This is a genomic window from Labrys sp. KB_33_2 (genome assembly GCF_052114505.1).
Lineage (GTDB): Bacteria > Pseudomonadota > Alphaproteobacteria > Rhizobiales > Labraceae > Labrys.
On the sequence record NZ_JBFREW010000006.1, the window covers coordinates 324,380 to 343,800 of the forward strand.

The 19,421-nt window shown below is 63.1% G+C and carries 13 protein-coding genes; 4 read left to right on the forward strand and 9 right to left on the reverse strand.

The features are described from left to right. Positions 1-39: 39 nt before the first annotated feature. Together AB4037_RS13825 and aspS are read right to left on the reverse strand one after the other, a co-directional pair. Positions 40-2,361 (reverse strand): NADP-dependent malic enzyme, encoded by a 2,322-nt coding sequence (locus tag AB4037_RS13825; RefSeq protein ID WP_434956690.1) that lies wholly within the window; start codon positions 2,359-2,361, stop codon positions 40-42. 219 nt (positions 2,362-2,580) lie between these two features. After that, on the reverse strand, positions 2,581-4,398 hold the full coding sequence (aspS, locus tag AB4037_RS13830; protein WP_441771896.1) for an aspartate--tRNA ligase: 1,818 nt from the start codon (positions 4,396-4,398) through the stop codon (positions 2,581-2,583). A gap of 257 nt (positions 4,399-4,655) precedes the next feature. Here aspS and rnd point away from each other — a divergent pair, with 257 nt between their 5' ends. The 3 genes from rnd (at position 4,656) to AB4037_RS13845 (ending at position 7,882) form a co-directional block, all read left to right on the forward strand. Continuing rightward, complete coding sequence (gene rnd, locus AB4037_RS13835; protein WP_434956692.1) at positions 4,656-5,828, forward strand: ribonuclease D; 1,173 nt, start codon at positions 4,656-4,658, stop codon at positions 5,826-5,828. A gap of 100 nt (positions 5,829-5,928) precedes the next feature. Continuing rightward, positions 5,929-7,182 carry a D-amino acid dehydrogenase gene (locus AB4037_RS13840; RefSeq protein ID WP_441771897.1) on the forward strand — a complete coding sequence of 418 codons (1,254 nt, stop codon included), beginning with the start codon at positions 5,929-5,931 and terminating at the stop codon, positions 7,180-7,182. A 190-nt stretch (positions 7,183-7,372) separates the two neighbouring features. Continuing rightward, complete coding sequence (locus AB4037_RS13845; protein WP_441771898.1) at positions 7,373-7,882, forward strand: transglycosylase domain-containing protein; 510 nt, start codon at positions 7,373-7,375, stop codon at positions 7,880-7,882. A 46-nt stretch (positions 7,883-7,928) separates the two neighbouring features. Here the strand turns inward: AB4037_RS13845 and AB4037_RS13850 are convergent, their stop codons facing one another. The 6 genes from AB4037_RS13850 to AB4037_RS13875 form a co-directional block, all read right to left on the reverse strand. After that, positions 7,929-9,491, reverse strand: a complete 1,563-nt coding sequence (locus AB4037_RS13850) for a Ppx/GppA family phosphatase (RefSeq protein WP_441771917.1) — start codon at positions 9,489-9,491, stop codon at positions 7,929-7,931. Positions 9,492-9,519: 28 nt separating this feature from the next. Beyond that, entirely contained in the window at positions 9,520-11,694 is a 2,175-nt protein-coding gene (locus AB4037_RS13855) for an RNA degradosome polyphosphate kinase (RefSeq protein ID WP_441771918.1), read from the reverse strand. A gap of 623 nt (positions 11,695-12,317) precedes the next feature. Continuing rightward, on the reverse strand, positions 12,318-13,007 hold the full coding sequence (locus tag AB4037_RS13860; RefSeq protein ID WP_434956696.1) for a hypothetical protein: 690 nt from the start codon (positions 13,005-13,007) through the stop codon (positions 12,318-12,320). Further along, positions 13,004-14,101, reverse strand: coding sequence for an AI-2E family transporter (locus AB4037_RS13865; protein ID WP_434956697.1), 1,098 nt, complete (start codon positions 14,099-14,101; stop codon positions 13,004-13,006). The genes AB4037_RS13860 and AB4037_RS13865 overlap by 4 nt, the downstream gene beginning before the upstream one ends. A gap of 100 nt (positions 14,102-14,201) precedes the next feature. Further along, the gene (locus AB4037_RS13870) at positions 14,202-14,732 is read right to left on the reverse strand and encodes a CDP-alcohol phosphatidyltransferase family protein (RefSeq protein ID WP_434956698.1); all 531 of its coding nucleotides are present in this window, start codon (positions 14,730-14,732) and stop codon (positions 14,202-14,204) included. Between the two features lie 155 nt (positions 14,733-14,887). After that, positions 14,888-15,670 carry a L,D-transpeptidase gene (locus tag AB4037_RS13875; RefSeq protein WP_441771899.1) on the reverse strand — a complete coding sequence of 261 codons (783 nt, stop codon included), beginning with the start codon at positions 15,668-15,670 and terminating at the stop codon, positions 14,888-14,890. A gap of 253 nt (positions 15,671-15,923) precedes the next feature. Here AB4037_RS13875 and AB4037_RS13880 point away from each other — a divergent pair, with 253 nt between their 5' ends. Continuing rightward, positions 15,924-17,045, forward strand: a complete 1,122-nt coding sequence (locus tag AB4037_RS13880; protein WP_441771900.1) for a glycosyltransferase family 61 protein — start codon at positions 15,924-15,926, stop codon at positions 17,043-17,045. Positions 17,046-17,104: 59 nt separating this feature from the next. Here AB4037_RS13880 and parC read toward each other — a convergent pair whose 3' ends face one another. Further along, complete coding sequence (gene parC, locus AB4037_RS13885) at positions 17,105-19,354, reverse strand: DNA topoisomerase IV subunit A (RefSeq protein ID WP_441771901.1); 2,250 nt, start codon at positions 19,352-19,354, stop codon at positions 17,105-17,107. Between the last annotated feature and the right edge of the window lie 67 nt (positions 19,355-19,421).

A 19,421-nucleotide genomic window follows, 5' to 3' on the forward strand; every position in this document is an offset into this window, starting at 1 on the left:
TGAAACGCCGGGAACGCTTGCGACCCCGGCGTTTCGGCATCACCCCTGCGTGGCCTGCGCCTCGGCCACGGCCACGGCCGTCATGTTGACCACGCCGCGCACCGTGACGGCACGATTGAGGATGTGGGCCGGCTTGGCGGCACCGATCAGGATCGGGCCGACGGGCAGGGCATCCGCCAGCATGCGGGTGAGCTGGAAAGCGATGTTGGCGGCATCCAGATTAGGCATGACCAGCACATTCGCCTCGCCCCGCAGCCGCGATGAACTCAGCTTGAGGTCGCGCAGGCTTTCATCCAGCGCCGTATCCGCCTGCATCTCGCCATCGGCCTCCAGATCGGGGCGCTGCTCGACCAGGAGTTCCAGAGCCCTGCGCATCTTGCGGGCCGCCTCGGTGTCATAGGAGCCGAAATCGGAATGCGACAGCAGGGCAATCTTCGGGTCGATGCCGAAGCGGCGGACATGCTCGGCCGCCAGGATCGCCATCTCGGCGATCTCCTCCGCACAGGGGTCGGGCTTGACCTGGGTGTCGCAGATGAAGAATGCGCCCTTGGCCGTCAGCACCAGGGACAGGGCTGAATAATCGCGTACGCCGGGTGCCAGGCCGATGATCTGACGCACATAGCGCAGATGGCGCATATAGGCCCCTTCCAGCCCGCAGATCATGGCATCGGCATCGCCGCGATGCAGGGCCAGCGCCGCAATTACCGACGTGTTCGAGCGCACGATGGTACGCGCCGTGTCCGGCGTAACACCACCGCGCCCGGCCAGATGGTGGTAGAGCGACCAGTAATCCTTGTAGCGCGGATCATCCGCTGGATCGATCACCTCGAAATCCTGCCCCGGCTTGATCGTCAGGCCGAAGCGCTGGATGCGGGTTTCGATCACGGAAGGGCGACCGATCAGGATCGGGCGGGCGAGCCCCTCCTCCAACAAGACTTGGGCCGCGCGCAGCACGCGCTCGTCCTCGCCTTCGGCATAGACCACGCGTTTGGGATCAGCCTTGGCGGCGGTGAACAGCGGCTTCATCACGAAGCCGGAGCGGAAGACGAAACGCGTCAGGCTCTCGGCATAGGCTTCCAGATCGGTGATCGGACGGGTCGCCACGCCGGTTTCCTGGGCAGCCCGCGCCACGGCCGGGGCAATACGCAGGATCAGGCGCGGATCGAAGGGCGAAGGAATGAGGGAATCGGCGCCGAAGCGACGGCTCTCGCCGCCATAGGCGCGCGCCACCACATCCGACGGTGTCTCGCGGGCGAGGGCCGCGATCGCCTCGACGGCCGCGTGCTTCATCTCCTCGTTGATGGTGGTGGCCCCGCAGTCGAGGGCGCCGCGGAAGATGTAGGGGAAGCACAGGACGTTGTTGACCTGGTTCGGGAAATCCGAGCGCCCCGTGCAGATCATGGCATCCGGGCGGGTCGCCTTGGCGAGTTCGGGCATGATCTCAGGAAACGGATTGGCGAGCGCCATGATCAGCGGATTATGCGCCATGCGCGCGATCATCTCGGGCTTGAGCACGCCGCCGGCAGAGAGGCCGAGGAACACGTCGGCTCCCTCGATGATGTCGTTGAGGGTGCGCGCCTCGGTTTCCTGGGCGTAGACGTCCTTCCAGGGATCCATCAGTTCGGCGCGGCCCTTATAGACCACCCCCTTGATGTCGGAGATGAAGATGTTCTCGCGCTTCGCACCGAGCGAAACCAGGAGATTGAGACAGGCCAGGGCCGCCGCGCCGGCCCCCGACGCCACGATCTTGACCTCGCTGATCGCCTTGCCGGCGAGTTCCAGGCCGTTGCGCACGGCGGCACCGACGATGATGGCGGTGCCATGCTGGTCGTCATGGAAGACCGGGATCGCCATGCGCTCACGCAGGAGGCGCTCGACCTCGAAGCATTCGGGCGCCTTGATGTCCTCGAGGTTGATGCCGCCGAAGGTCGGCTCCAGCGCCGCGACAACGGTGACGATCTCCTCGATCGACCTGGAGGCGATCTCGATGTCGAAGACATCGATGCCGGCAAACTTCTTGAACAGGACCGCCTTGCCCTCCATCACGGGCTTGGAGGCGAGCGGGCCGATGTCGCCGAGGCCGAGCACGGCGGTGCCGTTGGAGACGACGGCGACAAGATTGGCGCGCGCGGTCAGGTTGGCGGCCTCGAGCGGATCGGCGTGGATGGCCTCGCAGGCGGCGGCCACACCAGGCGAGTAGGCCAGAGCAAGGTCGCGCTGGTTGCCGAGCGGCTTGGTCGCCTGGATCTCCAGTTTCCCCGGCTTGGGATAGCGATGATAGATCAACGCCCCAGTTCGCAGATCCTCGGACATGGTCGAGGAATTCGTGGGAGGTGCCGAGCCGGGCTGGACATCTGACATTGCGTTTCCCGTCCTGTTGGCTGGAGCAAAATGCGCTCATGACAGAACGCTGCCTTACTCCAGCTCTTTGTTTCCAAGCCAATCCGACGGATTGACTGAAGCGTCTTTGCGATTCTCGGTGGCTTCCTCAAATCGGTAGACGCTCTGGGCCGCGGGCCTACTCGGCCCTGGCCTTGTTCGTTTTAGCGCATGACGTCGCGGCCGCCAGCCCTAAGGCTGCTATTTTTCCTGGACGTTCAGACGAATATGCAGCTCACGCAGCTGCTTGGGCGTCGCCTCGGAGGGAGCGCCCATCAGGATATCCTCGGCACGCTGGTTCATCGGGAACAGTGAGATCTCCCTCAGATTTTGCTCACCCGCGAGCAGCATGACGATGCGGTCGACACCCGCTGCCATGCCGCCATGCGGCGGCGCGCCGTACTGGAAGGCCCGGTACATGCCGCCGAAGCGCTCGATCACCGTCTCCTCGCTGTGACCGGCGATCTCGAAGGCCTTCACCATTGCTTCCGGCTTGTGGTTGCGAATGCCGCCCGAGGCGATCTCGAAGCCGTTGCAGGCGATGTCATACTGATAGGCCTTCAGCGACAGCGGATCCTGAGTGGTAAGCGCTTCGAGGCCTCCTTGCGGCATGGAGAAGGGATTGTGCGCGAAATCGACCTGCTTCTCGTCCTCGTTCCACTCGAACATCGGGAAGTCGACGATCCAGGCGAGCTCGAAGCGGCTCTCGTCCACCAGCTTGAGATCGGTGCCGACCTTGGTGCGGGCGGCGCCGGCGAACTTGTAGAACTTGTTCGGATCGCCTGCGACGAAGAAGGCGGCGTCGCCGGCCTTCAGGCCGAGCTGCAGCCGGATCGCCTCCGCCCTTTCAGGTCCGATATTGTTGGCGATCGGTCCGCGGGCGCCGATACCTTCGGCATTCGGATCCGCCTGCTTGCTGGTCTCGTCGGTCGCCTTGTCGAAGAAGAGGATATAGCCAAGGCCCGGCTGCCCCTCGCTTTGCGCCCAGGAGTTCATGCGGTCGGCGAAGGTGCGCTGGCCACCGCCAGGCCCAGGAATGGCCCAAACCTGATTGGCAGGATCTTCGAGCATGCGCGCGAAGACCTTGAAGTTCGAGCCACGGAAATGCTCGGAGACCTCCTGCATGATCAACGGATTGCGCAGATCCGGCTTGTCCGAACCATATTTGCGCAGCGCCTCCGCATAAGGAATGCGCGGCCACCCCTTGGTGACGCTTTTACCACCGGCGAATTCTTCGAAGATACTGGTGATCACTGGCTCGATCGTGGCGAAGACGTCTTCCTGGGTGACGAAGCTCATTTCGAGGTCGAGCTGGTAGAACTCGCCCGGCAAGCGGTCGGCTCGCGGATCCTCGTCGCGGAAGCAGGGAGCGATCTGGAAGTAGCGGTCGAAGCCCGCCATCATCAAAAGCTGCTTATATTGCTGGGGCGCCTGCGGCAAAGCGTAGAACTTGCCGGGATGGATGCGCGAGGGCACCAGGAAGTCGCGCGCGCCTTCCGGCGAGGAGGCCGTCAGAATTGGCGTCTGGAATTCGTTGAAGCCAGCGGCCTTCATGCGGGTGCGCATGCCATCGACGACCTTGCCGCGCAGCATGATGTTGTTGTGGATGCGTTCGCGCCTGAGATCGAGGAAGCGATATTTGAGGCGCGTCTCTTCTGGATAGTCCTGGTCGCCGAACACGGGCAGCGGCAATTCCGCCGCTTGGCCGAGCACCTCGATCTCGGTGACGTAGATTTCCACCAGACCGGTCGGCATTTCATGGTTTTCAGTGCCTTCGGGGCGCTTGCGCAGCTTGCCGTCCACCCGCACGACCCATTCCGAGCGCAGGGTCTCGGCCACCTTGAAGGCCGGTGAATCCGGATCGACCACGCATTGGGTCAGGCCGTAATGATCGCGCAGGTCGATGAACAGCAGGCCGCCATGGTCGCGGATGCGGTGGCACCAGCCGGAAAGCCGCACGTCCTGCCCAACGTGGTCGAGGCGAAGATCGGCGCAGGTGTGAGAACGGTAACGGTGCATAGGGCTGTCTTTCCGGACAAAGTGTTTTGCGATTGGACGGTATCACCGAGAATCGCAAAGACGCGTCAAATTATGGTGCCAGAGTATAAGTGCGTTTTCGCCGAAACGCGCTTCGCTCTGGAGTTTGAGGTCATAGACCCCAACGCCACGGTCGCCGTCAAGGTTGAGCTTGCCTTCTCCGGTATCGGACGGCCCTGAACGTGCATTCAGGGCCTAAAACCTTGCCATGTGACGCTGCGTGCCCGATAAGCATATTCATGCCACAATCTTCCGCCCACCCCGCCGTCATCATCACCACAACCCAGGATCTGGAAGCCGCCTGCGCCCGTCTCGCCGCCCATGCGTTCGTGACCGTCGACACGGAGTTCCTGCGTGAAACCACCTTCTGGCCCAAGCTCTGCGTCGTCCAGGTCGCCAGCCCCGAGGAAGCCGTGGTCATCGATGCCCTGGCCGAGGGGCTCGACCTTGCCCCCCTGTTCGAGCTCTTGCGCGACGAGAAGGTGCTGAAGGTCTTCCACGCCGCCCGGCAGGACATCGAGATCGTCTGGCACCTGGCCGGCTTCATTCCCGCACCGCTGTTCGACACGCAGGTCGCCGCCATGGTGCTCGGCTATGGCGACTCCATTGCCTATGATCAACTGGTCCAGCGCATCACCAACGCCCATATCGACAAGTCCTCTCGTTTCACGGACTGGTCGAAGCGCCCCCTCACCCCCGCGCAGATCAATTACGCCGTTTCCGATGTCACCCATTTGCGCGACGTTTATCTCAAGCTTGCGGCATCGCTTGAGAAAAGAAAGAGAAGCCATTGGGTTGGCGACGAAATGTCTATCCTGACATCGCCCGATACCTACCGGCAGGCCCCCGAAGATGCCTGGCGCCGGGTCAGTGGGCGCGTGCGCAAGCCGCGTGATCTCGCCGTTCTGATCGAAGTGGCGGCATGGCGCGAGCGCGAGGCCCAGTCCAAGAATGTACCGCGCTCGCGCGTGCTCAAGGATGACGCCATCACCGAAGTCGCGCTGCAGGCCCCTGACACGCCGGAGAAACTCGCCGGCATTCGCATGATCCCCAAAGGCTGGGAGCGCTCCCGTCCTGGCCTGGAATTGATCGAGGCAGTCAAGGCGGGCCTCGCGCGTGATCCCGCCAGCCTGCCGCGCCAGGCTCCCCCGCGCATTGCGAGCAACGGAGCCGGCGCCACCGTCGAACTGCTTAAGGTGCTGCTGAAGATGGTAGCCGAAAGCCAGGGCGTCGCCGCCAAGGTCATCGCCACCACCGATGACCTCGACATGATCGCCGACAGCGACACCGCCGACGTTCCGGCGCTGCATGGTTGGCGCCGGGAATTGTTCGGCGAGAAGGCGCTCGCCCTCAAGCATGGCAAGCTCGCGCTGGCGATCGAGCGCGGCAAGGTCGCGGCAATTAGCCGATAGCCGCCTGTAATTGACTTGCGCTATCAGCCAAGCGAAAGCTGGGCGAATCGTTGGATTCGCTGACCGTATTGGCGCGGCGCAAGCAGGAGTGTGGGCATAAATGAAGGTCGCGGTTCTCGGCAGCGGCGTGATCGGAGTGACCTCCGCCTATTATCTGGCGAAGGCGGGACATGAGGTCGTCGTGCTGGATCGCCAGTCCGGCCCGGCTCTCGAGACCAGCTTCGCCAATGCCGGCGAGGTTTCCCCCGGCTATGCTTCGCCCTGGGCGGCTCCAGGCATCCCGCAAAAGGCGATCAAGTGGCTGTTGATGAAACACGCTCCACTGATCCTGCGCCCCCGCCCCGATGCGGCGATGGTCGCCTGGGTCTGGCGCATGCTGCTCAACTGCACCTCCGAGCGCTATGCGATCAACAAGAGCCGCATGGTTCGCCTTGCCGAATACAGCCGTGACAAGCTGATCGAGCTGAGGGCCGCCACCGGCATCAGCTATGACGAGCGCATGCAGGGCACGCTGCAGCTCTTCCGTACCCAAAAGCAGCTCGACGGCATCGGCAAGGATGTCGAGGTGCTCAAGCGCGACGGTGTTCCCTTCGAGGTCCTCGACGCGGATGGCTGCATCGCCGCCGAACCCGCTCTCGCCCATGTTCGCTCCCTGATCCGCGGCGGCCTGCGGCTGCCCAATGACGAGACCGGTGATTGCTACAAATTCACTGGAGCGCTGGCACAGCTCGCCGAAACGCTCGGCGTGCGCTTCCGTTACGGTGTCGAGGTCAAGCGGCTGTTGTTCGCGGGCGACAAGATCGAGGGTGTCGAGACCGGTGCCGGCGTCGAGAAGGCCGATGCCTATATCGCAGCTTTCGGCAGCTATACGCCCGATTTCGTCGCGCCTCTCGGCCTCAAGGTGCCGGTCTATCCGATCAAGGGCTATTCCCTCACCATTCCGATCGTCGATGAGAGCCGCGCGCCGGTCTCCACCATCATGGACGAGACCTACAAGATCGCGATCACCCGGCTGGGTGACCGCATCCGCGTCGGCGGCATGGCCGAGATCTCGGGCTTCAGCAAGGACCTGCCGCCGGCCCGCCGCGACACGCTGGCCCAGTCGGTGACCGATCTTTTCGGCGGCTCGGGCGATCTCGCCGCCGCGAGCTTCTGGTCGGGCCTGCGTCCGATGACGCCGGACGGTACGCCGGTGATCGGCCGCACCCGCTACAAGAACCTGCTGCTCAACACCGGCCACGGCACGCTGGGCTGGACCATGGCCTGCGGTTCCGGCCGGGTGATGGCCGATATCGTCGGCGGCAAGAAGCCGGAGATCGACGTCTCGGATCTGGGGCTGAGCCGGTATGGCTGAAACCTGAAAACGCCACCGCGCGAGCCAGTCGCGCCTCAATTCACCGGCAGCATGGGCGCAAAGCAACGATCACACGTCAGGTATCGGCACGCGCCGCCTGTTTATCGTCATCCTGATCCCCCTCGCCCTCCTCAGCGGGACGGCGTTTTGCCTCGGCTGGTATCTGGTTCGAGATCTGCCGGCGATCAGCTTGAACGATCTCCGCCCTCTCGCGGCCTGCCCCGTCGCTGGAACCGAAGGCTCGGCGGATCTCACCGACAAAGTGGCGCGCTTCGTTCTCGCCATCGAAAGGGGCGATCCGTCGGATCGTTTCTGGTCATTATCGCTAGACATGCCAGTCGGCTATGTCGCGGATCGGACATTTCCGCCGGATGCTTCCGAAGGCCGGAACCACCTGTTGCGCTGGGTGAGGGCCTTGCAACTACGTCTGACCCACGCCCGGACTGAAATCGACCGCGCGTTTTTGGAGCGGGTGTATTTCGGTATGGGGGCCTATGGTTACCGCTGCGCCGCCATGGTCTATTTTGGCAAGGCCGCGAGCCAACTCAACGACCAAGACGCAGCCTTTCTCGCCGGCCTGATCAAAGCACCAAGCATCTATGGTCGCGATCAGACCGCCAGCGCGAAACGTCGCGAACAAGTTCTCGACACTTTGCGCCGTAGCGGCCTCATTGGCGAGATGGCGAGCAAAATCCCTTAGAACAGTGGGAAGACCTGAAAACGGTGGATGCCCCGCCTAACGGCCCCTACTCCGCCGCGACCGTAACGTTGTCAGCGGGATCGATGATGCGGATCGTCGCCTCACGGCCGATCAGGCGGCCGAGCGCCTTCATGCGGGCGTTGAGCCGCTCGCCCGCCAGCCCCTCCAGGTCCCGCGGAACGTCCAGCAACAATTTGCCGTGGCTGACATAGAGCGGGGCGCGCGGCAGCACGCCCGGCATCGAAGCGGACAGGATATACCCCACCCGCATCAACCCGCCGAGGATGCGTGCCCGGTCGAGAATGCGCGCGGTAGCGATCTCGCGGATGCGGGGAGACAGCTCCTCCTCGTTCAGGCCGACATGGCGGAAATAGTTCGCCACCGCCATATAGGCACGGCCGCGATGGTCGACGCCGACAAAGGCGGCGTTGGCGATGATATTGAGGCTCTGCTCGCCACGATAATCGGGATGGGCGCGCCAGCCGATATCGGCCACCAGGCAGGCCGCATGGCGCTGGCGCTTTTCATCCGGGGTTTCGTCGATATGGGTTGATGCCATGAAACGGTCGCCCCAGCGCACCAGTTCCTCACCGTGCTGGGGCGAACGCGAGCGCAGGATATTGAGTTCGCTCGCCGCGCTGATCAGCGGATCGAGCTTACGGCTCTCCTCGTCCAGCAACGAATAGAGCAACCCTTCGCGCACGCCCTGGGCCGAGATCACCACATCGCGCGGCTTGCCGGCCTTGATGACCTCGCTCATCACCGCCGCGCCATAGGCGAGCAGCGGCAGGCGCCCGGTCGAGACGGTGTCCTTGCCGATCAAGGTGGTGTTGTCGACCCGCATGATCAGCTTGCAGAAGTCGAGCATCTCGCGCGCCGGCACGCTGTAGCCATGCATGATGTGCAGGGGATAGCCGAGCTGCATCATGTGCAGCTTGGCGAGCGACCGCCAGGTCCCGCCGACCGCGTAGAAGGTGCGGTCCTTCAGATGTTTCAGTGGGTCCGCCTTGGCGAGCTTTTCCTGCGCAATCTTTGCCGCCTTGCGTACAGACTGGCCGGAGGTGTCCTGCAAGGCGAGCCCACCGAGAGGCGTCGTCATGCCCGCGCCGGCGCGATGACCATGCACCTCGATCAGTTCGAGGGAGCCGCCACCCATGTCGCCCACGACACCATCCGGCATGTGGAAGCCCGAGATCACCCCATAAGCCGACAGGCGCGCCTCGCGCTTACCCGACAGCACTTCGATCTCAGCACGGCAGATCGCCGTGGCGCGAGCGATGAATTCCTCGCCATCCTCGGCATCGCGCGCCGCAGCCGTCGCCAGCACATAGAGGTCCTTCACGCCCATGGTGTCGCACAAGGCACGGAAGCGCACCAGAGCGGCATAGGCCTTGGCGACAGCGCTTGGATCAAGGCGCTTGGTGGTCATCACGCCGCGGCCGAGGCCGCACAGCACCTTCTCGTTGAAGACGGCTGTCGGGCTGCGCGTCAGCCCTTCATAGACCACGAGACGAACCGAGTTGGAGCCGATGTCGATGGTCGCGATCGGCGGACCCTGGCAGATGCGGCCCTGTGCGAATCCGGGCTGCCACGGCCTCGGACCCGCAATATCGGCGGCCTGGACGTGAGGAACGGTATCAGCGTCTGCGGCTGAGGAGCGTTCTGGGAGAATTGTGTTCAAGAGATTTGCCTCGTCCCGATAGGCTGGGATTGGTCATGAAATATTTATGGGCGTTGAAGGGCTCTTCATCAGGCTGCGGGACTATGCGTTCGGCGGTCCCATCGGGCAAGATGCTCCAGCTCTGTTGGTTGTCGATAAGGTTGGCGATCATGATCTGATCGAGGACCTGCTCGTGCACCGTCGGATTGAGGATCGGGCAGAGCGCTTCGACGCGGCGGTCGAGGTTGCGTTCCATCAGATCGGCCGAGGAAATGTAGAGGGCCGCCTTCTGGTGCGGCAGGCCATGCCCGTTGCCGAAGGCGTAGATGCGGCCATGCTCCAGGAAGCGGCCGACGATCGACTTGACGCGGATGTTCTCCGACAGGCCCGGCACTCCCGGCCGCAGGCAGCAGATGCCGCGCACCACCAGATCCACCTGCACTCCCGCCTGGCTGGCGGCATAAAGCGCATCAATGATCATGGTATCGACCAGCGAATTGCACTTGGCCCAGATCGCCGCTGGCCTGCCGGCCTTGGCGTGCTCGATCTCGGCGTTGATGTGATCGAGGATGCGTTGCTTCAGCGAGACGGGCGAGACCGCCATGCGTTCCAGCGCCGCCGGCTCGGCATAGCCGGTGATGAAGTTGAAGATACGCGAGACGTCGCGCGCGATCACAGGATCGGCGGTAAAGAAGGACAGGTCCGTGTAGATGCGTGCGGTGATCGGGTGGTAGTTGCCGGTGCCGACATGGCAATAGGATACGAGCTGGCCCATCTCGCGCCGCACCACCAGCGAGAGCTTGGCGTGGGTTTTCAGCTCGATGAAGCCGAACACCACCTGCACACCTGCACGCTCGAGGTCGCGCGCCCAGCGTATGTTGGCTTCCTCGTCGAAGCGCGCCTTCAGTTCCACCAGCGCCGTCACCGATTTGCCGGCCTCGGCCGCCTCGGCGAGTGCCTTGACGATCGGGCTGTTGGAGGAGGTGCGATAGAGTGTCTGCTTGATGGCAACCACATTAGGATCGCGCGCCGCCTGGTTGAGAAACTGCACCACGACGTCAAAGGATTCGTAGGGATGGTGCACCAGGATGTCCTTCTGCCGGATGGCGGCGAAGGCATCGGCCCCATGATCGCGGATACGCTCGGGCGAACGCGGCGAATAGGGCTTGAATTTGAGGTCCGGACGGTCGAGCCCGACGAGTTGCGACAATTCGTTGAGGGCGAGCATACCCTCGACGCGAAAGACCGCGTCGTCGGCGACATCGAGTTCCTCGGTGACGAATTGGCGGATGCTGTCGGGCATGCCGGCTTCGATCTCAAGGCGGATCACCACGCCGCGCCGGCGCTGTTTCAACGCCGTCTCAAACAGTAGCACCAGGTCTTCGGCCTCTTCCTCGACTTCCAGATCCGAGTCGCGGATGACGCGGAAGGAGCCCTGCCCTTTCACGGTGTAGCCGGGAAACAGCTTGGCGATGAACAGCACCGCCAGATTTTCGAGCGTGATGTAGCGGGCCGCCCCTGTCTCGGCGAAATCCGGCAGGCGGATGAAGCGCTCCACCTTGTGCGGCGCGCGGATCAGGGCGTTCAACATGCGCCCGTCGCTGACGCGTTTGAGCTGCAGGGCGATGGTGAAGCCGAGATTGGGGATGAAGGGGAACGGATGGGCCGGATCCACCGCCAGCGGGGTGAGGATCGGAAAGATGTAGCTGAGGAAATAATCGTCCAGCCAGGCGCGCTCCGCCTTGGACAGATCGCGCGGCTCGGTGATCACGATGCCTTCGAGCAACAGGTCGTCGCGCAACTCGGTCCAGCGTTTCTGCTGGTCGCTGGCAAGCTTGGATACGGCCTCGCCGATCTTGACGAGCTGTTCGGCCGGCGACAGGCCATCGGGGCTGCGCGCCGTAACGTCCTCTCGCACCTGGCCGATCAGGCCGGCGACGCGCACCATGAAGAACTCGTCGAGATTGCTGGCCGAGATCGATAGGAAGCGCAACTGCTCAAGCAGAGGGTGGCTCTTGTTGGACGCCTCCTCCAGCACGCGGCGATTGAATTGCAGCCAGGAAATTTCGCGGTTGATGAAGCGATCCGGGCTGACGCGCAGTGCGATCGGGTCCTGAGCAGGAGCCGCCTCGCGCGCCGTCTCGCCTCGCATCACACTCTCTTCCGCCGTCTGTGCCGTGCTGGTCATGGTCAATGGCGCTCGCTATGTCCCGGAGCAAAGCGCGTTTAGACGGAAACGCTTGTTTGCTCTCGCTCTCTGGTTCGACGCGTCTTTGCGATTCTTGACGATGCCGTCAAATCGTAAAACGCTTTAGGCCGGCGTTACAGGTCCCGCCGGTCGGAATCGCCGCCCGTCATGGGGAAATCTGCTTAGGCCGCCTATATGACAATGCTGTCACATAAAATGACCACCATGGGGAAAATTCGCAAAACTCCTCCGCATCGCTTGTAGAACCGCCCGGCCAGGAACAACAAAATCGAGTGCCGGAACCTGTCGACCTCGGCGGCGATGATCGTCAAGATCGCCGGTACCAACGGGTCGTCCCTGGACTAGGCATGTTCATGGAAACCGGCGAATGGTCGGGCGGGGAGATCCGGAGCATCGGTCCGTTCGTGTTCGAACTTCACCATGAAAACGCAAAGTTCCCCTGTCCATATCGTCGGAGCGGCGTCTTTCGCTGGCGGCCAACTCTAGATGAACACCGTGGGCCAGTGCGTCCGTCTGCGATAGAGCTCGCACAATGACGGGCGGACCGCGACGAGGCGCCATCGACCTCACTCATCGTCCAGCGGAGAAGCAAGCACTTCCTTGAGCAGTTCAGCGGCCAGTGCCCGCGTGATGCGGCGGCCGCGCGAAAGACCTTCGCGATCGAGCACGGCGACGACCTGGCGCGCTGCGGCAAAGGAGCGCTCGATGCGCCGGACGAGGAAGTCGACCAGGCTCGAATCGACGATGAGCTGGCGATCGAGGAAGAGCTTTACCAGCAGCATGCGGAAGAGATCATCGTCGGGCGTGGCGATGGTCAACGCCGTCATGGCCCTGAGGCGCGAGATGAGGTCGGGAAGCGTCAGGCCCCAGCGTTCGGGCGGCTCATGGGCGGTGATCAGCAGCGAGGCGCCGGCCTCGCCGGTGAGGTTGAGCAGATGGAAAAGCGCCGTCTCGTCGACGCCGCGTCCTGCATCCTCGATCACCACCGCCTTGTGCGAAACCAGTTCGGGAACGCTTTCTTCCCCGAGCGCCTCGCCTGCCAGGGTGACCGCACCCGCCAGCTTGGACCAGATTGCCGCCAGATGGCTCTTGCCCGAGCCGCTCGGGCCGATCAGCAGAGCACGGCGGGAAGGCCAGTCCGGCCAGCGTTCCATGAAGGCATAGGCCGCCTCGTTGGAGGGCGAGACCAGGAAATCCTCACGGGCGAACGAGACCTGCAAAGGCAGATCGAGTGCCAATTGGCGGGGTGTCGTCACGACGAATGGTCCGAAGAGAGAGAGCCATCGTGGTTGACATGACCGGTGTAGTATTGGCTGGCGAGGTAGCTCGAGAGGGCAAAGCGCACCAGGACACCGATCGCCGCCGCCACCGGCACGGCGACCAGCAGGCCGATGAAGCCGAACAGGCTGCCGGCTGCCAGCAGGGCAAACATCAGCCAGACAGGATGCAGGCCTACCGAGCCGCCGACCAGCCGGGGCGAGAGAACATAGCCTTCGAGGATCTGCCCCGCCGCGAAGAGGAGGGCGACATAAACAGGCAAATGCCAGTCGGGCCAGACCTGGACCAGTGCCACGCTGACGGTGACGACGAAGCCCAGAATCGAACCGACATAGGGAATGAAGGAAGCAAGGCCAGTGCACAGTCCGATCAGGAAGCCGAAACTGACGCCGAGCAGCGTGAGGCCGGAACCGTAGAACAGGCCGAGCAGGAGGCAGACCGTTGCCTGGCCCCGCACGAAGCCTGCGATGGCGGCGTCGATATCACGGAAGATGCCGCGGATGGCCTCGACATGGTCGCGCGGCAGCCAACTGTCGACGCGCGCCACCATGTTGTCCCAGTCGAGCAGAATGTAGAAGGCCACCACCGGCGTGACGATGAGAACGCTGATCACCCCGATGACCGCCTGGCTGCCCGACCAGATCGAGGAGACGAAGGTGCCGAGAAGCTGGGCGCCCTGCCCGACATAGTCACCGAGCGATTTCTGGATGTTCTGCAGCCTCTCGGCGAAGATCCCGCCAAGCCAGCCCTGGTTGAGCTCACCGAGAATGCGCTGCATGGACGCGACGATGCTCGGCAGCCGCTCGCGCAAGCCGTTGAACTGCTCGCCGAGCATCGGCACCACCAGGAGGATGGCCAGCACGATGACGAAGATGAAGCCGAGCAGAATGACGGAGGCGGCGGCCCAGCGCGGCAAGCCGAGGCTCTCCAGCCTGTCGGCGACGGGGTCGAGGAAATAGGCGATCGCGAGGCCGCCAATAAAGGGCAGCAACATGCCCTGAAGCAGCCAGACCAGCGCGACGAACAAGGCCAGCGCGCCGAGCCAGAAGAACACCTGCCTTTGAAGGCTCATCCACACGCTCCTGAAGCTCGATCCAAACCGTTCTCCTCCGGCCAAACAAGCGTCGTCCGAGACGGCTGAGGTGGCGGATGGCCTCCCTCGGTCGGAATTTTCATCCGGCCATATGGTTGAGCCACTGGCGCAGATAGGCGGCAGCCGACGCAATGGTCAAGAGCGTGACCAGAATGGACCCCACTTCGATCAGGAAAGGAAACGGCCATCCGGTGCCCTTGGCGAACAGCACGAGGACGACGAAAGCGATCTGCACCGCGGTGTTGAGCTTGGAGAGCATCAGCGGCGCGATCTGTATCGGCTGGCTCATGACCCAGGACACCAGCACGGCGCCAATGATCATGAAATCACGGAACACGGTCAGGATCACCAGCCAGGCGGGCACCACGCCGACGATCCCCAGCGTGACGAAGATGGAGACCAGCAAGGCCTTGTCGGCCAGCGGATCGAGCATGGCTCCCAATTCACTGCGCATGTCGAAGCGCTTGGCGATGAACCCGTCGACACCGTCGGAAATACCCGCCGTCAGAAAGATGGCGAAAGCCCAGCCCCACGCTCCCGAGGCGATGCACCATACCGCCAGCGGCACCAGACAAAAGCGCAGGATGGTGATCAGATTCGGTATCGTCATGATCGGATCGTAGCAAACCCCGAAGAAACCGGCATCTCTGCGATCGCCAGACCAAAGAGCGTTCATGCCTGAACGCTTATTTGCGCTAGTTCCTTGCTTCGACGCGCCGTTGCGATTCCAGGCGACTTCCTCAAATGGCAAAACGTTTTAGGAATTCAGAGCACCACGACCTTGGCACCCACCCCGACGCGCTCATAGAGATCCATGACATCCGGATTGGCCATGCGAATGCAGCCGGAGGACACCGCCCGGCCGATAGTGTTCGGCTCGTTGGTGCCGTGGATGCGATAGAGCGTGGAACCGAGATAGAGCGCCCGCGCGCCCAGAGGATTGTTGAGGCCCCCTTCCATGCGATCGGGCAGTTCGGGGCGCCGGGCGATCATTTCCTTGGGGGGTGTCCAGCTCGGCCATTCGGCCTTGCGGCTGATGGTTTCGGTGCCCTTCCAGGTGAAGCCCTGCTTGCCGACGCCAATGCCATATCTGAGCGCCGTGCCATCCTCCTGCACCAGATAGAGCCGCTTCTCCTTGGTCGAGATCACGATGGTGCCGGGGCTGTAGCCTGAGAAAGGCACCACCGTGCGAGGGATCGGCGAGCTGGCCAGCATCGCCTGGCCGTCGTCCTTGATGCCGGAATCGAGATTGGGCGAGATGCTGTTCGGATCGATCGAGGCCTGACGCTGGGGGCGCCGGCCCGGCGTCACATCGCCTTCCTGATCGCCATAATAGCCATTGGGATCGTCCTGGTAGTCATAGGGTTCCTCGAAACGCCGATCAGCCCGATAGGTCGGCTGGGGTTCCCGCCACTGGCGCGGACGGGAGAAGCCATCGTCCTGATAATAGCCGTCGTCCGGAGGATCGCCCCACTCTTGGGCATGGGCCGTCCCTGCAATCATCAGGAGGGCCAGGGCGGGAAAAAGCGCTTTTCTTGCAATCGTCATGTCGAGAACCACACGTCCCGGAAGAACGCCCGGGGTTGCGCCCTGCAGAGCAATGCAAGGCAAGATGGCTGTGACAATCCCGGAAACGACGGGCGTAATTGTGGCAATAGCAGCGGCAGAAAGTCGCTATTTTTTAACCATTTGTTCAGCATGCGTTCAGATGGGATCGGTCGTCCTTGCGGAAAGGCATCTTATATCCTTCGCCGTGAGTTCGTCATCAAAGGCATCTCCCACGCCTTGAGGGCAGCGCGCCATGAGCTTTGTCACGCTTCCAATATCCGCCCTGGCCACGCCGGATCCTGGCGGGGCCGCAGCGCAGGAATGGCGCGGCTTTCTCCAATTTCGTCCCTCCCAGGAAGCCGCCAAGGCTTGTCCCGCGCATATGTTGGGCGAAGGCGGGACGGCCGGCTGGGCTTACGGCCTGCATTGGAAGAAGCCGCGAGCCACGGTCGATGCGATAGGCTGTTTTCTGCTGCGCGACATCGAGGTTTGGCGTCCCGGCATCCTCGTCCACGGCGGTCAGGTCGTCGACGATGCCAATCTGTCGACCAATGTCGCCTTGTCCGTGGCGCGCGCCGATGCGGGTTTTCCCTCGCGTTTCGGTGAGCAGGCAGCGGCAAGGCGAGTCGACCGCCCTGCCCTCGTCGTGGCCGGCCCTGGATACGGCATCTGGGGCCATTGGCTCGCCGAATTCCTGCCGCGGGTCTCCATTGCCAGCCAGTTGCTCGCATCGCTGCGTGACGAGTGGATCATCCCGCTGCCCCAAGACACACCTTCCTGGGTCGAGGACCTGCTGCTGTCGGCCTGCAACGTCCCGCGGCATGCAATCCTGCGCTATGCACCGGGACAGGAGAGATTGCTGTTCGCGCGCGCGGTGATACCGACATTCTGCTTTTCCGGCGAATACACCTTCCACCCCTATATGCGTGAGTTCTACAGGTCGCTGGCCCCGGCTGCGGGGGAGGCTCGCCGACGCCTCTGTCTTTCACGAGGAGGGCCCGGCCCCTCGGCCAACAGGCCTTTCAGGCAGCGGGATTTCTTTGAGCACAACGCCAGGCGGCGCGGTTTCGAGGTCATCCGCCCCGAAGAATTGAGCCTGCCCGATCAGATCGCAATGCTCTCGCAGGCCTGCGCTCTCATCGGCGAATATGGCTCGGCAATGCATGGCTCCGTCTTTGCCGGGCCAGGAACCGTGATCGGCTGCATCGGGCACTGGAACGCGGTCCAGATGCGACTGGGCGAGGTTTTCGAGCAGCCGGGAGTCTACCTGACCCGCGGATGCCTTTGGCCTAACGCCGATAGGCCGATATCCATCGACGCGAGCCCTGATGACATCGAGAGCTTTCTCGATCGCGTGACATCGCTGCTCGACTGAGGCATCCGGGCCGAGAGACCGATTCCGTCCAAGACGGTCCAGAGGCTGTGGTACAGCCCCTATTTGCCCGTGAACCGGTTGTTCTTGGGGAAGCCCTTAGGCGGCAGGCGCCCGGCATCGGCACGATTTCCGGTCCATTCGACGAGGTCGGTGACGGTCCAGGTCCGATCGGAGGAATCGCTCCAGGTCAACCCCTGCGCCTTGTCGAAGACACGCACGTCGGAGAGCCCGCCGTCCTTGTACTTCTGCAGCCGCACGCCCCTACCCCGCGACATCTCGGTGATCTGGTGCAGCGGGAAGACCAGCATCTTGCGGTTCTCGCCGATCACGGCGACCGTGTCACCGATGACGGGCACGATCAGCTTGGCTTCCGACGGCGCATCGACATTCAGCACCGACTTGCCCTTGCGGGTATTGGCCAGAATATCGTCTTCGGGCACCAGGAAACCGCGTCCGTCGGTCGCCGCGATCAGTAGCCGGCGTCCGCCCTGATAGGCGAATACGTCGACGACATCGGCGCCCTCGTCGATATCGACCATCAGGCGGATAGGCTCGCCCATGCTGCGCCCCCCCGGGAGCTTCGATGCCTCCAGCGTATAGACCTTGCCATTGGTGGCGAGGATGAGGAGCTTGGCCGTCGTCTCGGACTGGAATCCGAGCTTGAGCCGGTCGTCGGCCTTGAAGCTCAGCCCCGAGAGATCGCTGAGATGACCTTTCTGGGCCCGGATCCAGCCCTTTTCCGAGACGATCACGGTGATCGGCTCACGCTCGACCATCGCCTCGGTCACCGTCGACAGATCGATGGTGCCCGCCTTGGAGGCATCGATCTCGGTGCGGCGCTTGCCGAGCAGCGTGTCCGGGCCGAACTTCTTGGCGACTTCGCTGACCTGCCAGCCCACCGTCTTCCATTGCTGCGCCTCGGAGGCCAGCAGCTTCTCGATGCCGGTCTTTTCCTTGGCTAGATCGTCATGCTCGCGGCGAAGTTCCATCTCCTCGAGCTTGCGCAGATTGCGAAGGCGCATATTGAGGATCGCCTCGGCCTGCACATCCGTCAGGTCGAACGCCTTGATCAGTTCGTCCTTTGGCTCATCCTCGTAGCGGATGATGCGGATGACCTCGTCGAGATTGAGATAGGCGACGATATAGCCGGCCAGCACCTCCATGCGCTTCTCGACAGCGGCCAGGCGGTACTTGGAGCGGCGGACCAACACGACACGGCGATGGCTGAGCCATTGCTGCAGTGCCTCGCCGAGCGAGAGCACACGCGGCACCTGGCCGTCGACCAGCACGTTCATGTTGAGCGGAATGCGGCTTTCGAGCTCCGAGAGCTTGAACAGCGATTCCATCAGCACGGCCTCGTCGACATTGCGCGATTTTGGCTCGATGACGATGCGGACATCCTCCGCCGATTCATCGCGCACGTCGCCGACCAGTGGCAGCTTGCGCTCTTCGAGAAGCTCGGCCAGCTTCTCGATCAGGCGGCCTTTCTGCACTGCCCATGGAATCTCGGTGATCACGATCACCCAGGTGCCACGCCCGAGATCTTCCTTATGCCAGCGCGCGCGCACCCGAAAACCGCCACGACCGGTGCGGTAGCTTTCCTGGATCGAGCCGGCGCTCTCCACGCAGATGCCGCCGGTGGGAAAATCGGGTCCCTTGACGAACTGCAGGAGGTCGGCGGTGGAAGCGTTGGGATTGTCGATCAGGTGCAGCGCCGCCTGGCACAATTCATGGGCGTTGTGCGGAGGAATCGAGGTGGCCATGCCAACGGCGATGCCCTGCACGCCATTGGCGAGCAGGTTGGGGAAGGCGCCGGGCATCACCACCGGTTCCTCATCCTCGCCATTATAGGTCGGGCGGAAATCAACGGCGTCCTCGTTGATCCCTTCCAGGATCAGCGTGGCGACTTCGGTCAACCGTGCCTCGGTGTAGCGGTAGGCAGCGGCATTATCGCCGTCGATGTTGCCGAAATTGCCCTGCCCGTCCACCAGTGGATAGCGCTGGGCAAAATCCTGCGCCAGACGGACCAGCGCGTCGTAGACGGCCTGGTCGCCATGGGGGTGGAATTTACCGATGACGTCGCCCACCACGCGGGCGCATTTCTTGAAGGCCTGGTCGGGATCGAGGCGCAGCAGGCGCATGGCATGCAAGATGCGCCGATGCACCGGCTTCAAGCCATCGCGCGCATCGGGCAAGGCACGTTGCGTGATCGTCGAGAGCGCATAGGCAAGGTAGCGCTGCTCGAGCTCCGAGCGCAGATTGACCGTCCTGACTCCATCGCCTTCCGGCGGATCGTCCATCTCATCCATGCGGTTGACTTACCGAAAATGCCTGATTCGGGGCAAGTCGTAGACCTTATGATACAGGGCAAATCGC

What these genes read in the sequence shown, in the direction of transcription:
- AB4037_RS13825 (WP_434956690.1), bottom strand. Translation starts at nt 2,361, where the DNA reads ATGTCAGATGTCCAGCCCGGCTCGGCACCTCCCACGAATTCCTCGACC.
- aspS (WP_441771896.1), bottom strand. Translation starts at nt 4,398, where the DNA reads ATGCACCGTTACCGTTCTCACACCTGCGCCGATCTTCGCCTCGACCAC.
- rnd (WP_434956692.1), top strand. Translation starts at nt 4,656, where the DNA reads ATGCCACAATCTTCCGCCCACCCCGCCGTCATCATCACCACAACCCAG.
- AB4037_RS13840 (WP_441771897.1), top strand. Translation starts at nt 5,929, where the DNA reads ATGAAGGTCGCGGTTCTCGGCAGCGGCGTGATCGGAGTGACCTCCGCC.
- AB4037_RS13855 (WP_441771918.1), bottom strand. Translation starts at nt 11,694, where the DNA reads ATGCGAGGCGAGACGGCGCGCGAGGCGGCTCCTGCTCAGGACCCGATC.
- AB4037_RS13865 (WP_434956697.1), bottom strand. Translation starts at nt 14,101, where the DNA reads ATGAGCCTTCAAAGGCAGGTGTTCTTCTGGCTCGGCGCGCTGGCCTTG.
- AB4037_RS13870 (WP_434956698.1), bottom strand. Translation starts at nt 14,732, where the DNA reads ATGACGATACCGAATCTGATCACCATCCTGCGCTTTTGTCTGGTGCCG.
- AB4037_RS13875 (WP_441771899.1), bottom strand. Translation starts at nt 15,670, where the DNA reads ATGACGATTGCAAGAAAAGCGCTTTTTCCCGCCCTGGCCCTCCTGATG.
- AB4037_RS13880 (WP_441771900.1), top strand. Translation starts at nt 15,924, where the DNA reads ATGAGCTTTGTCACGCTTCCAATATCCGCCCTGGCCACGCCGGATCCT.
- parC (WP_441771901.1), bottom strand. Translation starts at nt 19,354, where the DNA reads ATGGATGAGATGGACGATCCGCCGGAAGGCGATGGAGTCAGGACGGTC.